The following is a 13,880-nucleotide window of genomic DNA, read 5'->3' on the forward strand; positions in this document are numbered from 1 at the left end:
AGCCGCCCCGTCTGCTATGCTCAACGAGGCTTTGCCGGAAAAGGCCGGTGGATCGCGCTTTGCGAACACCGAACCTTAAGCCGGTCGGATCTATGAGGTTCGCCATGGTTGCGGCTGAATCGACAAAACAGACCGATGCCGGCGCGCGGGGCGATGCCTCGCCGCTGCGCTTCGCGACGCCCGAGAGCTTCGGCGTGGTGGCGCAATCGCCGCCCGAGATGCTGGCCGGCGTTGCGAGCGTCGTCTGCGTGCCGACCTTCAGGCGCCCCGACATGCTGGAGGCGACCTTGCGCTCGCTGGCGGCGCAGACCGGCGGGCATGATTTCGCGGTGATCGTCGTCGAGAACGAGGGCCAGGAACAGGCCGGCGCGCAGCGCGCGAAGACCCTGCTCGAAGCCAGGCTGTTCAAGGGCCTCGTCATCGTCGAGCCGCGCCAGGGCAACTGCAAGGCCTATAACGCCGCCTGGCGCTGCGCGCTGACACGCTTTCCGGCCCTGCAGCAGGTGCTGGGGATCGACGACGACGAGGAGGCCGAGCCCGGCTGGCTCGACGCCTTCCTCAAGGCGGCGGCGACCACCCCGGCCGAGCTCTTCGGCGGCTCGGTGGCACCGGTCTTCGCCGACCGCTCGCGGGCCTGGCTCGCGGCGCATCCGGTCTTCCGCTCGCATTATGCGGCCTCCGGCCCGGTGCCGATGCTCTATTCGAGCGCGAACTACCTGATCCGGCGGGAGGTGCTGGAACGGCTGGGCTTCCCCTTCCTCGACGAGAGCTTCGACTTCACCGGCGGCGGCGACACGGATTTCTTCACCCGCGCCAGGGCTGCCGGATTCCGCTTCTGGTGGGTGCAGGAGGCGGCGCAGCGCGAGACGATGCCGCAGCGCCGCACCGAATTCGGCTGGATCGCCGCGCGCGGCCTGCGCAACGGCGCGATCTCGGCCACGATCGCGCGGCGGCAGAATCCAGGCCCCGCGGGCCGGCTCAAGGTGCTGGCGAAATCGCTCGCGCTGCTCGCCGCTTCCGTGCCGCGCGGCATCGCACTCGGCTTGAAGAGCCGCTCGGGAACGATCGGGCTCTACCACACCCAGGTCGCGCTCGGCCGGCTGATGTCGGAATTCGGCGTCGCCAACGAGCAGTATCGCAAGCCGGAGAAGAACTGAGGCCGGTCGAGCGGGGTCAAGCCCGGGATGACCGCGTGGTTCCGTACAAAATCAGCATGCTCTGGATGAGGGCCTGGGGAGTCCGAACCGGCTCCGGGCCGCCAGCAGGTGCCGCCTCAGCTCTCGTTCACGACGAGGCCGCGCAGCTTGTTGGCGTTGACGCCGAGCTGCGCCTTCAGGCGCTCGATATCGGCATCCGACAGCTTGGCCTGGCGTGAGACTACGAGGATGTCGTCCACCACCTCGGCAAAGCGCCGCGCCAGCGCGCTGCCGGCCGTGGCATCGACGATGACCGGTCCGAAACGCTGCGCTGCGCCGAATAGGCCGTTTTCCAGCGAGCCCGTCGCGGGCAGGCCCGGCCGGTTCGAGCGCGGCAGGAAGGCGAGATCGCTGCCTTCATCCTTCAGGATCGCGCGGGCAAGCGTGCGGCTGCCGCCGATCACCTCTTCCAGACCGGCCGACGCATCGGGCGCGAAGATCCGCGTCAGGGCGAGAGCGCCGTCGGCGGCATCGACGAGCAGCGCCGGCTGGCCGGCCAGAGCGGCATCGAGCGCGAGATTGAGGGCGAGCGTCGTCGCGCCCACCTGCGGCTGCAGGCCGAGCACCAGGATGCGCCGGCGCGGATTGTCGCCGGCGCCATGAACCAGTTCGGCCCTGACAGCGGCGACGGCCATGGCAAAGCTCGCCTGCGGCTTGTCGATGACATCGACGAGATGCGCCTTGGCCTGGAAGACCGAGCGCGCGGCCTCGAGCTCGCGGCGCCAGCGCCGGTTACGCACCGCCGGAATCTTGCCGAGCGGCGTCAGGACCAGCGGCGGCGACGGCTTTTCCGGCTTCCGGTCCGGCTGACCGCCCGGAATCGCGATGAGGCGGCGCCAGCCCGCCTTGTCGCCGGCCGGGGGAGGCGTCTGGACAGCGGCGGTGCTCACCGGCGGCGAAGCGGGTTCGGGCGGCTCGGGCACGGGTGCCGCGACCGGCTGCGGCTGCGGAGGCGGAGGAGGTGCCAGAATCACGGCTTCGGACGGCGGTGCCGGTTGGGCCGTGGCAGGCGGTGCCGGCTCCTCGGCTTCAGGCTCGACCGGGCGCGGCTTGCGCCGCCAGAGGGGTCTGCGGGCCGACGGGGCCTTCTCCTCCGGCACCGGGCGGGGCACCGCGAACAATGCGAGAGCCAGCGCCAGCAACGCTCCCGCGCCGCCGCCGCCGAAAGCGCCGAGTAGCGCAATGCTGCGGCGGCTGACGCCGCTCTTCTCCAGCGGCGGCATGGCCGGGCTGATGACGCGGGCATTGGTCGTGTCGATGCCGCCGAGCTCCCCGGTTTCGCGGGCTCGCTTCAGGAAGGCGTCGTAGATCGCGCGGGAGGATTCGACCTCGCGTTCGAGCTCGCGCAATTCGACCGAGGCGCGGCCGGCGGCGTATTGCGCCGTGGTGAGCTGGTCGACGCGGCGCGAGAGCTGGCGCTCGGCCTCGGCGGCGCGGTCATATTCCGCCTTGGCAGCGCGGGCGATGCGGCTGAGCTCGTCGGCGATCTGGCGGCGGGAATCGGTCACCTGGGCGCGGGCGGCCGTCAGGGCCGGATGGCGCGCGCCGAGCGAGGCGACGAGATCGGCCTCCTTGCTGAGTGCCGCGCCGAGCTGGGCGCGCAGCGCCGTCATCGTGTTGGAGGCGACGGCCTCCGGGATCGCGCCAGCCTCGACGTTGGAGGCGCGGGTCGCGGTGATCTGGTCGTATTTCGCCTTGGCCTCGGTGGTGCGCTGGCGGGCGGCGACGAGCTGGGTGGCGTTGAGCGAGAGCTGTTCCTCGCTCAGCGACTTGTTGCTGCCGAGCCCGACGATGTTGTGGGCTTCCTTGTAGGCCTCGGCCTTGTCCTCGGCGACGCGCAGGCGGCCGCGCAATTCCTCGAGCCGCGCGGTCAGGGCAGACGTGGCGCGCCGGGCTGCATCGACGCGGACCTGCGCCTGGTCCTCCAGATAGGCTTCGGCGAGGGCATTGGCGATCTGCGCGGCCTTGTCCGGGTCGCCGGCCGTGGCGGAGATGTCGATGACGAAGGTGCGCTCGCCGCGACGCACGGCGACGCTCTTGTCGAGCGCGGCCAGCGCATAGAGCATGGCGTTGCGATCGGTCGTCGCCTTGTCGGGGCCGAACAGGCCGGAGAGGAGGCCACCACGGGCCGGGCCGCCATAATCGGGATCCTTGTCGAGCCCGAGCTTCTCGATCACCCGCGACTTGATGCTGTCCGACGCGATGACGCGTGCCTGGCTTTCGAGATAGCTGAGAATCGAGGTCGGGTCGCTGCCGACGGTGTTCGGGGAGACGTCGTTCTGGAGCACGCGCAGATCGCGCGGGTCGATGAAGAGCTGCGCCGTCGAGGTGTATTTCGGCGCGATCAGCAGGCTCGCCAGGACGGCAAGGCCGAAGCCGACGAGCGCGCAGATCAGGATCAGCCCCTTGCGGCGCCAGAGCGTCGCGACGATCCAGAGCGGATCGGCGAGGCGGCCGATCTCGACCGGGCGCGCCGTTTCCGGCGGAGCGTCGCGATCGGCTCCTTCCAGTCGATCCTTGTCGGCCGTTTCGGTGGTGAACATGACGCTACGCTTCACTTTCCGAACTCACCCCGTGCCGCGCCGATAGCGCTCGAGCACTGCCATCATTGGCTTCGGCCGGTAATCCGCATCGAGCGGCAGGGGCCTCGCCTTGGCGTCGTCCTTGCGCGGGAAGGTCTCGCCCACCCAGGAATAGCGATCGGTCAACCCCCAGGTGACGATCGCCTTCGGCCGCTTCGCGGAAACGACGGCATTCAGGAAGGTCGAGACCAGCGCCGCGGAATGCTTGTCGCGGAGCGCGGCATCGGCCGGCATCTTCCAGTCGATCACGTCGAGTTCGGTGATCTCGACATCGAGGCCGAGCCCGTCGAGATCGCGCATGAAGCGCTGCAACCCGTCGGTATCGATCTGCTTCTCGGCATAGAGATGCGCCTGCATGCCGACGCCATGGATCGGGATGCCCTTGTCCTTGAGGCGTCGGCAGATGTCGAGCGCGACCTTGCGGCGGGCGGCGGCGCCGGGGTCCCGCTCCTCGAAATGGAAATCGTTGAGCACGAGGCGCGCCTTCGGATCGGTGCGGGCGGCCGTGCGGAAGGCGATCTCGACATGCTCCGGCCCGAGCAGGCGCTGCCAGACCGTGTCGCGCCAGGGGCCGCCGGAGGTGGGATCGTATTTGATGACCTCGTTCACCACGTCCCAGGTTGCGATGCGGCCCTTGTAGTGGTCGACCACCACCTCGATGTGGTTGACGAGCTCGCGCTCGGCCTCGGCGCGGGTCTTCATCTCCTTGACCCAGGGGGGCAGGGCCTCGCCCCAGAGCAGGGTGTGGCCGCGCAGCGCCTTGCGGTTGGCCTCGGCGAAGGCGACGAGCTCGTCGGCACCGGAAAAATCGAAGCGCGCGCGGTCATGGCGCAGCGCCTCCCATTTCAGGTCGTTCATGGGCACGACGACGTCGCAATAGCGCTTCAGCGCCTCGCGATAGCGCGGATCGCTTCGGAAAGCGCCGATCTCCGCGGCCGAACCCATGGCAATCGGGCGCGCGGCCGCCTGCCCCGGGGCGGAGCCGAGCATGGCGACGGCCGCGGAAACGGCGCCCGCACGCAGCGCAGCGCGGCGCGTGAGCGCGAGATCGTCCCGGTCCGGTTCGGCTTCCTGCATGAAGTTGGTGCGCTTCCGTTTCGTTTAGGGTCGCTCAACGCCTCTCGGCTAAGTGAATTCCATCATCCGCGCGATGGCAGGCATCGGCCGGGCCAGCGTCCCCGAGTACCGTCCATGTTACCGAGCCGTGCCACCACCCTCTCCTATCTCACCATCCTGAGCGGCTCGGCCGGCCGGCTCGTCATCTCCCTTGTCTACTTCCTTATCGTTGCGAATACGTTGACCTTGGGCGAGTTCGGCCTTTTCGCCACAGCCTCCTCGACCGGGCTCATCCTCTCGCGCCTGCTCGCCTTCGGTTTCGTCTCGCCGCTCTACCGGGTGGCGACCGTCAAGCCGCGCCTGCTCGGCGCCTATCTGGCGGGCTTCGCGGGCTTGAGCCTCGCCTCGCTGCCGCTGATCGCCGCCATCTCGGCCGGCGCCTACTGGCTGCTCTTCGCCGACCGGCTGGCTGGGCTGCCCTTCGCCCTGATCATCGTGGCGGAGGTGCTGTGCTGGCGGCCGGTCGAGGTCGTCGCCATCGTCAATAACGGGCTCAGGCGCTTCCGGCAGGCGGCGCTGCTCGTGATCATCGGCTCGTCGCTGCGGACGCTGGCCGCGCTGCTCTTCATCGCCTTCGGCCATCGCAGCCTCGAGATCTGGGCCGGCGCTTATCTGGCCGCCACCTTCCTGAGCCTCGTCGTCGCGCTCGCCGCCTTCCTGCCGCCGGCGCGCTGGCGCTTCGTGCGGGCGCTCTATCCGCGGCGCATGGCGGATGCCGTCTTCGCCGGGGCGGCCGACATCGTCTTCTACGTCCAGTCGGAGCTGGACAAGCTCCTGGTGCTCGGCCTGGCGGGCGAGCGGACCGCGGGGCTCTACGCCATCGCGCTCCGGGTGATCGACCTCACCGCCATGCCGGTGCGCAGCTTCAACCAGATGCTGGTGCAGAAGATCATGCAGGATCGCGGGCTCGGCGGAGGGCGGCGCCTCGCCGCCTTCGAGACCGGCATCGCGCTGGTCTCGATCGCCGGCCTCGTCGCCGTCATCGTCGCACTGAAGCCTTTTCCGGGGCTGCTCGGCCGCAATGTCTCGGAAGCCGCTTATCTCTTCGCGCCGATGCTGCTGGTGCCGGCCTTCCGCAACCTCGTCGAATACCATGCCGAGCTGCTCTATGCGCGCGAGCGCACCGGCTCGCGCATTGTGCTGCTGTGCCTGCTGACCGCGCTGAAGGCAGGGCTGATCTCGCTGGTGATGACCCGCTTCGCCGCAGGCGAGGCCTGGGCGAGCTGGATGAACCTCGTCTTCGGGCTGGTCTATCTGGTCTCCGCGAGCTTCACCTACCGGCTGCTGGCGCGCGGCGGCTACAAGCAGCGTTGAGCCTCAGGGCGAGGCCTGCCTCTCGAACAGCGCCCGGACCTTGTCGAGCGGCTGGCCGATGAAGGACTGCACGCCGACCGCGACCTGCCAGGGCTCCAGCACCTCCTCGAAGGTCTTCAGCAGGTCGAGACCGGCGACATCCTCGGGGAACCAGTAGACCTTGCAGAGCTCGCGCGGATCGGGCCAGTGCCGCGCGGCCTCGAGCCCGAGGACGCGTTCGACGTAGTAGCCGTAGATCATGTATTCGGAGAATTGCCGGTCCCGCGCGATGGCGGAGACCCAGTCGCGGCCGCTCATCTTCTCAATATGCGCGAGCAGTCCGAGTACGTGGTCGCGGCGCCAGCTCACCATGTTGTTGATGTAGTCCGGCCCCGGATAGGACGGCGCGCCGAGCCCGAGCAGAGACGAGGCGTTCTCGCACCAGGGCCGATGGCGCGCCATATCGGCCGCGATCGCCGCGGGCTTGCGATAGAGCCTGACGGCGCCGTCCCGCTCGAGATCGGCGAGATCGAAGGGCCGCAGGAACAGCATGTCGGAATCGGCGAAGAGGATGACGTCCTCCCCGGCGACCGTGGCGACCGCGAATTTGCGCAGTTGCTGGGCGTGCCAGCCGCGCAGCGGCGGGAGGCCCCGCGCCAGCGCGCGCATGCCGGTCCAGACCCGACGCCGGCCGAGGCTCAGCGGGTCCGGCCTGGGCTTCAGCCAGGACGGCAGGAGCTGCGATTCAGGGAGGATGCGCCGCTTCGGTCCTTCGAGGTCGCGAAACAGCGGAACGTCGCGATCCTCGACCAGGAGGTAGTGGACGCCATGACCGGTGACGAAGCGATCGATGCTGGCGCAGAGCAGGCGGCAACGATCGACGTCGCCCCTGTAGCTCGGCGTCGCCAGGGCATAGCTGAAGGTCACGGGCGTCAGCCGGCCTGCCGGCCGCTAGCGAGATATTGCCGCGCCACCCGCATCAGGAAGGCCGGATTGCCGAGCACATAGCGGCGCCAGAGCCGGCTCGGCTCGAGCCAGAGCCGGTAGATCCATTCGAGGCGCGCCTTGCGGATCGCCTCCGGGGCACGCTGCACCTCGCCCGCGAAGAAATCGAACAGAGCCCCCACGCCGGCGGCGACCGCGCAATGCTGGGTGCTCAGCTTCTCGGCGATGAAGCGCTCCTGCATCGGGTTGCCCATCGCGACCAGCAGCAGATCTGGCCGCTCGGCCTTGAGCCCGTCGAGCAGCCGCGCTTCCTCCTCCGGGGCGTAGTAGCCATGCGAGACCACCTTGAAGCGATGCTGCGGATAGCGCCGGGCCAGATTCTCGACCGCGCGGTCGGCCACGCCGGGGCGGCCGCCGAGCAAGGACACGCGAAGCGGCCGCAACTGCGCACCGAAGAAGGCCGGGAGGAAATCCGTGCCGTTCAGATTGGCCGGGAAAGGCTTGCCGTAGAGCAGCGAGCTCCCGAGATCGACGCCGATGCCGTCCGCGAGGACGAGAAAGGTCGAAAGGCTGCGCTGCAGAGCCAGGTCGCCGGCGGCGACATTGACGAGATTGGCGTTGCAGAAGGCGAGCTTGACATGGCCGCCTTCGACGATGGCCTCGCGCAGCTCGGCGATCGCGGTATCGCGGGTCACCACGGCGATGCCGATGCCGCCGATATCGCGCTTGCCATAGCCTTGGCGCCGGCGGGGCTCGGCCTCGTTCGCGAGGGGCATAGAAAGCGCTGCAGGCACGGTCGTTTTCGATCCTGAGAACTGAGGCAGGCTCATGATGACGGGATGTGAAGGCGGAACCAGCACTCAGGTCAAGGCGAAGTCAAGCGAAAGGTGAACGCCGCCTTCACGCAATCCCGGAGAAAGAACTAACGGCGATCCCGCAGCAAAACCAATGACTTGTTCCGAACCGAGACGAAAGCCTACAAGACTGTCGCTTCCGTTGCGTCGGCGCCGGCCGCATCTGTTGCAGGGTGGGACGAACAGACCTCTGTCGTACCGTTTCGGAACGTCGGACGGGCAGTTTCAACTGCGGCAAAACGAGGTGAATGATTAACAGATTGCATAGCGGCCACGCGACGGCTGCAAGCCTGCAGCTTGGCTCTGGCTCGCCGCTCCCTCGCTCGCTAGGCTGGCTGGCAACGAATCCGGGGAGGCTGAGCGAATGAACCAAATCGATTTAAGGAAGCGCGTCGCCATCGTGACGGGAGGCGCGCAGGGGATCGGCCGCGCCGTGGCCGAGCGTTTCGCCGCAAGCGGTGCGACCGTCGCGATCTGGGATGTCGATGGCGGCCTCGCCGCGAAGACCGCCGCCGAAATCGGCCATGGCGCGACGGGCAGCGCGGTCGATGTCACCGACGCCGACGCCGTCCAGGCCGCGAGCGATGCGCTCGAAGCCAGACATGGCAGCGTCGACATCCTCGTCACCAGCGCCGGGATCGCCGGGCCGAACCACAAGACCTGGGATTATCCGCTCGAGGACTGGGCGCGGGTGATGCGGCTCAACCTCGACGGCACGCTGCATTGCTGCCGTTCCGTGATCCCGGGCATGATCAAGCGCAATTATGGGCGCATCGTCCTCGTCGCCTCGATCGCAGGCAAGGAAGGCAACCCCAACGCCTCGGCCTATTCGGCATCGAAGGCGGCGGTGATCGCGCTGACCAAGTCGCTCGGCAAGGAACTCGCCGACAAGGACATCGCCGTGAACTGCATCACGCCTGCGGCGGCGCGCACGCGCATCTTCGACCAGATGAGCGACGAGCATATCGGCTACATGCTCGCGAAGATTCCACGCGGGCGCTTCCTGCTGCCGGAGGAGGTCGCCTCCATGGTCGCCTTCCTCGCCTCGGCCGAGAACAGCTTCACCACGGCCGGCGTCTTCGACCTCTCCGGCGGACGGGCGACGTATTGAAGCTCGCTTCGCTTCGCGAGAACCACGCCGTCATGCTCGGGCTTGACCCGAGCATCTCAGGACCGAAGAGCGTCCTATGCGGCTCGCGATTCTCGGGGCAAGCCCGAGAATGACGCTCTGCACGGCATCGACATACCGGAGAAGCAGCTTTGCCAAAAAGCGGTTCCCGCTTTCCGGCCTCCTGCTCTAGGGTCTGGGCTCACGATCGACGGACTTATGACCTGGCGCCCATGACGCAGACGCTTCCCTCCGCCGCCGTCCTCGGCGCCCGTGCCTTCGCCGCGCTTTCCGGCCTGAACCGCTTCTCCGACGAGCCGGGCAAGCTGACGCGGCTCTATCTCTCGCCGGCGCACAGGCAGGCGGCCGAATGGGTCAAGGGCGCGATGGAGGTGGCGGGGCTTTCCGCCTTCATCGACGCGGCCGGCTCGGTGCAGGGCCGGCGCGAGGGCACGGTGCCGGGCGCGCCCGCCGTGCTGATCGGCTCCCATATCGATACGGTGAAGGATGGCGGGCGCTTCGACGGCAATCTCGGCGTCGTCGCCGGCATCCTCGCGGCGCAGGCGCTGCGCGATGCCGGGATCGGCCTGCCCTTCCCGATCGAGGTCGTCGCCTTCGGCGATGAGGAGAATGTCCGCTTTCCGACGCATCTCTCCACCTCCGAGGCGCTGGCCGGTCATTACGATCCGGCCTGGCTCGAGGCGCGCGACAGCGAGGGCGTGAGGCTCTCCGACGCGCTCGTCGCCTTCGGCGGCAATCCGGCCGGCATCGCCGCGCTCGCGCGCAAGCCTGGCACGGTACAGGCCTATCTCGAAGTGCATATCGAGCAGGGGCCGGTGCTGGAGGCCGAGAACGAGCCCGTCGGCATCGTCACCGCCATCAACGCCCAGAGCCGGGCGCGCGTGCGCGTCACCGGCGAGGCAGGGCATGCCGGCACCGTGCCGATGGCCCTGCGCAAGGATGCCCTGACCGCCGCCGCCGAGATGGCGCTGGCGCTGGAAGAGATCGCCGCGGCGCATGAGCTCGCCGTCGGCACGGTCGGCGTGCTCAGCCCCGAGCCCGGCGCGACCAATGTCGTGCCCGGCGCCGCCGAATTCACCATCGACTACCGTGCGCCCCGGAACGAGACGCTGGCCGCGATGGAGGCGGCGATCCGCAACCGCTTCGGCGCCATCGCGGCGCGGCGCGGCGTCGGGCTGGAGATCGTGCCCTATGCGAAAGCCGAGGCCGTCCCGATGGACCCGCAGCTGCAGGACGCTTTCGCCGCCGGCATGGCGCGGGCCGGCAGCAACCTCTCCGCCCGGCGACTGCCCTCCGGCGCGGGACATGACGCGATGGCGATGGCGGCGATCGCTCCGGTCGCCATGCTGTTCGTGCGCAATGAGAAGGGCATCAGCCACTCGCCGCGCGAGAACATGACCGAGGCCGATGCCGGCACCGCCATCAAGGTCCTGCTCGAAACGCTGCTGGAACTGGCCGAACGTTCGAAATAGAAGGATTCCAGCCGCGACACCGCGCGCCATTCCGCCGCGACCCCAAAAGGCCTAGGAGAGGCGCGCCGCAGGAGGCTGGCCATGGATTTCGAGAGTTTCTTCCGCAGCGAGCTCGACGGGCTGCGACGCGAGGGCCGCTACCGGGTCTTCGCCGATCTGGAGCGTCAGGTCGGACGTTTTCCGACCGCGACCTATCACGGCGAGAGCGGCCCGCGCGACGTCACCGTCTGGTGCTCGAACGACTATCTCGGCATGGGTCAGCATCCGAAGGTGCTCGCCGCGATGCATCAGGCGCTCGACGGTTCGGGCGCCGGCGCCGGCGGCACGCGCAATATCGGCGGCACCAACCACTACCATGTCCTGCTGGAGCGCGAGCTTGCCGATCTCCACGGCAAGGAAGCGGCGCTGATCTTCAATTCCGGCTATATGGCGAACTGGGCCGCGCTCTCGACGCTGGCCGCGCGCATCCCCGGCTGCATCGTCCTGACCGACGCGCTGAACCATGCCTCGATGATCGAGGGCATCCGGCATTCGCGCGTCGAGAAGCACATCTTCGCCCATAACGACCCGACCGATCTGCGCCGCAAGCTCGCCGCGCTCGATCCGAGCAGGCCGAAGCTGATCGCCTTCGAGTCGGTCTATTCGATGGATGGCGACATCGCGCCGATCGCGGAGTTCTGCGACATCGCCGAGGAGTTCGGCGCCATGACCTATTGCGACGAGGTCCATGCTGTCGGGCTCTACGGGCCGCGTGGCGGCGGCGTCTCGGAGCGCGAGGGGCTGACCGACCGGCTCACCCTGATCCAGGGCACGCTGGCGAAAGCCTATGGCGTGATCGGCGGCTATGTCGCCGGCTCCGCGGCGCTGTGCGACTTCATCCGCAGCTTCGCCTCCGGCTTCATCTTCTCGAGCTCGCTGCCGCCGGCGGTGGCGGCCGGCGCGATCGCCGCGATCGCGCATCTCAAGGAGAGCCCGGCCGAGCGCGAGCGCCAGCAGGACCGGGTGCAGGCGCTGCGGCGCAAGCTCGACGCAGTCGGCATTCCGCATCTGGAGAACCCCAGCCATATCGTCCCGGTGATGGTCGGCGAGGCGAAGGCCTGCAAGGCGATCAGCGACGAATTGCTGGCGCGCTTCGACATCTATGTCCAGCCGATCAACTATCCGACCGTGCCGCGCGGCACGGAACGGCTCAGGATCACGCCTTCGCCCTTCCATTCGGATGCGGATATCGACCGTCTGGTCGCGGCGCTCGGCCAGATCTGGGCGCGGGACGGGCTGAAGCGGGCGGCCTGAGGCCGGTCAGCCGCGCTTGGCCACGATCATCAGGGTCGCCGAGAGCAACCCGAAGACCGTGGCGAGGCCAGCAAGGATCAGGGTTCCCAGCCACAGGGACAGAAAACCCTCGATCTCGGCCTTGTCCGGCGTTGCTGCGTCGTAGAGCACGATCACCTGATCGCCCCTGCGATAGGCCGGTGGGCTCGTGCCCCATGAGGTCACGAAGGTGACGGCCTGTCCCTGCGCCGTCTGAAAGCTCACGACCGGGCGGTAGGTCGAGTTCCCACCGCCGTGCCGGAGTTCGACTACGGTTCCTGAGGCGCGCTCGGCACGCGCTAGCAGCTTCTGGTTATGGCTGTAGGTGAAATAGCAGGCCGTCGCGAGAATGACGGCAACGACCCCGAAAACGCAGCCGATGCGCCAGAACAGGAGCCTGCCATCCTGGGCAAGGCCCCCGAACCGTTGCTTCCTGCGGCTTTCGCCCATCCGCCTTCAGAGATTGAAGACGCGGTGGGGGACGAACTCGCCGTTGTCGATCGAGCCGGTCGCGATCAGCGTGCCGGCGCAGGTCGCATAGGCCGCCTCGGCCGCGATCGGCGCTCCGGCGCCACGCAGCAGGGCGCTCTGGCCGCGCTTGAGGCGGGTCGCGGCGTCGCGATGGATCACGACCTCGGGAATTAGCGTCAGCGCGGCCTTGACCGGCTTCAGCGCCGCGGCTGCGCTCTCCGGGCTCTCGCGCAGGGTCTCGACGGCGGCTGCATCCGCCACGGCGAAGGGGCCGACGCGGGTGCGGCGCAGATGCGCGACATGGCCGAGGCAACCCAGCGCGAGCCCGAGATCGCGAGCGATGGCGCGGACATAGGTGCCCTTGCCGCATTCGGCCTCGAAAGTGGTGGTCGCGCCGTCATGGCTGACGATGGAGAGTGCGTCGATCTCGACCGGGCGGGCCTGCAGCTCGACATCCTCGCCATCGCGGGCGAGGTCGTAGGCGCGCTCGCCGGCGATCTTGATCGCCGAGAATTTCGGCGGCGTCTGCATGATCGTGCCGGTGAAGCGCGGCAGCAGGGCCGCGATGGCGGCTTCGTCCGGCCGCTTGTCCGAGGTGGCGATGACGCTGCCCTCGGTATCGTCGGTATTGGTCTGCGTGCCCCAGGCGACGGTGAACTGATAGGCCTTGCGGCCATCCATCACGAAGGGGACCGTCTTGGTCGCCTCGCCCAGCGCGATCGGCAGCAGACCTGAGGCGAGCGGATCGAGCGTGCCGGCATGGCCGGCCTTCTTCGCCGAAAAGGCGCGCTTCACGACGCTGACCGCATGGGTCGAGGTCATGCCGACCGGCTTGTCGAGGACGACCCAGCCATGGACGTCGCGCTTCTTCGGGCGCGGCACCGGGGCGGCGTCCTGGCCCGGGGCGATCTCGGATGGGTTCTCAGCGGTCATCGTCACGGCGGTCGTTTTCGGGGGCTTGGTCTTCGTGGTCCTGGTCGATCTTCAGGCGCTCCACCAGCGTGTCGCGGCGCACCTGCTCGGTATCGAGCAGCGCGTCGATGCGCTCGGCCTCGGCGAAGCTCTCATCGGCGCGGAAGCGGATATCCGGCGCGTATTTCAGGTTCACGCGATGGGCGATCTCGCCGCGCATATAGCGCTTATTGGCTTCGAGCGCCTTGAGCACCGGCTTAACATCCTGCCCACCGAGCGGCATGATGTAGGCCGTGGCGAGCTTGAGATCCGGCGAGAGACGGACTTCGGGAACGGTGATGACGTGTTTCGCCAGTACATCGTCATGGATGTCGCCACGCGCGAGCATCTCAGCCAGCGCATGGCGAATAAGCTCGCCGACGCGCAATTGCCGCTGCGACGGACCGGAGGGTTTTGCAGGTTTGGCCATGGTTCTCGTTCTCCGGGATCGGACCGGATCAAACGTCACGGCCGGGTCTGACCCGACCGTCTCTTCAAAGATGAGGCGCTGGACGCGCTCTTCTCGTCACGAGATGGCCGGACCAAGCCCGGCCATGACG

General features: G+C 68.4%; 12 protein-coding genes. 5 read left to right on the top strand and 7 right to left on the bottom strand.

What is annotated here, in order from left to right; translation table 11 throughout:
- Positions 1–104: 104 nt before the first annotated feature.
- Positions 105–1,157 (top strand): glycosyltransferase family 2 protein, encoded by a 1,053-nt coding sequence (locus GY40_RS18325; protein WP_081925503.1) that lies wholly within the window; start codon positions 105–107, stop codon positions 1,155–1,157.
- 116 nt (positions 1,158–1,273) lie between these two features.
- On the opposite strand, the gene GY40_RS28505 is transcribed toward GY40_RS18325, so the two are convergent.
- Both GY40_RS28505 and GY40_RS18335 read right to left on the bottom strand, forming a co-directional pair.
- Complete coding sequence (locus tag GY40_RS28505) at positions 1,274–3,739, bottom strand: exopolysaccharide transport family protein (RefSeq protein ID WP_051988251.1); 2,466 nt, start codon at positions 3,737–3,739, stop codon at positions 1,274–1,276.
- A 24-nt stretch (positions 3,740–3,763) separates the two neighbouring features.
- Complete coding sequence (locus GY40_RS18335) at positions 3,764–4,855, bottom strand: endo-1,4-beta-xylanase (RefSeq protein ID WP_038365067.1); 1,092 nt, start codon at positions 4,853–4,855, stop codon at positions 3,764–3,766.
- Between the two features lie 114 nt (positions 4,856–4,969).
- Between GY40_RS18335 and GY40_RS18340 the strand changes: the two genes are divergently transcribed.
- Positions 4,970–6,208 carry a lipopolysaccharide biosynthesis protein gene (locus tag GY40_RS18340; protein ID WP_038365069.1) on the top strand — a complete coding sequence of 413 codons (1,239 nt, stop codon included), beginning with the start codon at positions 4,970–4,972 and terminating at the stop codon, positions 6,206–6,208.
- 3 nt (positions 6,209–6,211) lie between these two features.
- On the opposite strand, the gene GY40_RS18345 is transcribed toward GY40_RS18340, so the two are convergent.
- Entirely contained in the window at positions 6,212–7,114 is a 903-nt protein-coding gene (locus GY40_RS18345; protein ID WP_156115997.1) for a DUF6492 family protein, read from the bottom strand.
- A 5-nt stretch (positions 7,115–7,119) separates the two neighbouring features.
- Positions 7,120–7,908, bottom strand: coding sequence for a WecB/TagA/CpsF family glycosyltransferase (locus GY40_RS18350; protein WP_051988253.1), 789 nt, complete (start codon positions 7,906–7,908; stop codon positions 7,120–7,122).
- Positions 7,909–8,350: 442 nt separating this feature from the next.
- On the opposite strand from GY40_RS18350, the gene GY40_RS18355 reads away from it, so the two are divergent.
- The 3 genes from GY40_RS18355 (at position 8,351) to hemA (ending at position 11,880) form a co-directional block, all read left to right on the top strand.
- Positions 8,351–9,097, top strand: a complete 747-nt coding sequence (locus GY40_RS18355) for an SDR family NAD(P)-dependent oxidoreductase (RefSeq protein WP_038365070.1) — start codon at positions 8,351–8,353, stop codon at positions 9,095–9,097.
- Positions 9,098–9,327: 230 nt separating this feature from the next.
- Positions 9,328–10,587, top strand: a complete 1,260-nt coding sequence (locus GY40_RS18360) for an allantoate amidohydrolase (protein WP_038365072.1) — start codon at positions 9,328–9,330, stop codon at positions 10,585–10,587.
- Between the two features lie 81 nt (positions 10,588–10,668).
- Positions 10,669–11,880, top strand: coding sequence for a 5-aminolevulinate synthase (hemA, locus tag GY40_RS18365; protein ID WP_038365075.1), 1,212 nt, complete (start codon positions 10,669–10,671; stop codon positions 11,878–11,880).
- Between the two features lie 6 nt (positions 11,881–11,886).
- On the opposite strand, the gene GY40_RS18370 is transcribed toward hemA, so the two are convergent.
- From GY40_RS18370 to rbfA, 3 genes are read right to left on the bottom strand one after another with little or no spacing between them, the layout of a single operon-like run.
- Entirely contained in the window at positions 11,887–12,348 is a 462-nt protein-coding gene (locus GY40_RS18370) for a DUF3592 domain-containing protein (RefSeq protein ID WP_051988254.1), read from the bottom strand.
- A gap of 6 nt (positions 12,349–12,354) precedes the next feature.
- Complete coding sequence (gene truB / locus GY40_RS18375) at positions 12,355–13,302, bottom strand: tRNA pseudouridine(55) synthase TruB (RefSeq protein ID WP_051988255.1); 948 nt, start codon at positions 13,300–13,302, stop codon at positions 12,355–12,357.
- Positions 13,292–13,750: a 30S ribosome-binding factor RbfA gene (gene rbfA / locus GY40_RS18380; protein ID WP_038365076.1), complete on the bottom strand. Its 459-nt coding sequence runs from the start codon at positions 13,748–13,750 to the stop codon at positions 13,292–13,294. Before rbfA ends, truB begins: the two co-directional genes overlap by 11 nt.
- Positions 13,751–13,880: the final 130 nt, after the last annotated feature.

The sequence above is a fragment of the Allobosea sp. UNC402CLCol genome (assembly GCF_000745475.1).
GTDB classification, from domain to species: Bacteria; Pseudomonadota; Alphaproteobacteria; order Rhizobiales; family Beijerinckiaceae; genus Allobosea; species Allobosea spartocytisi.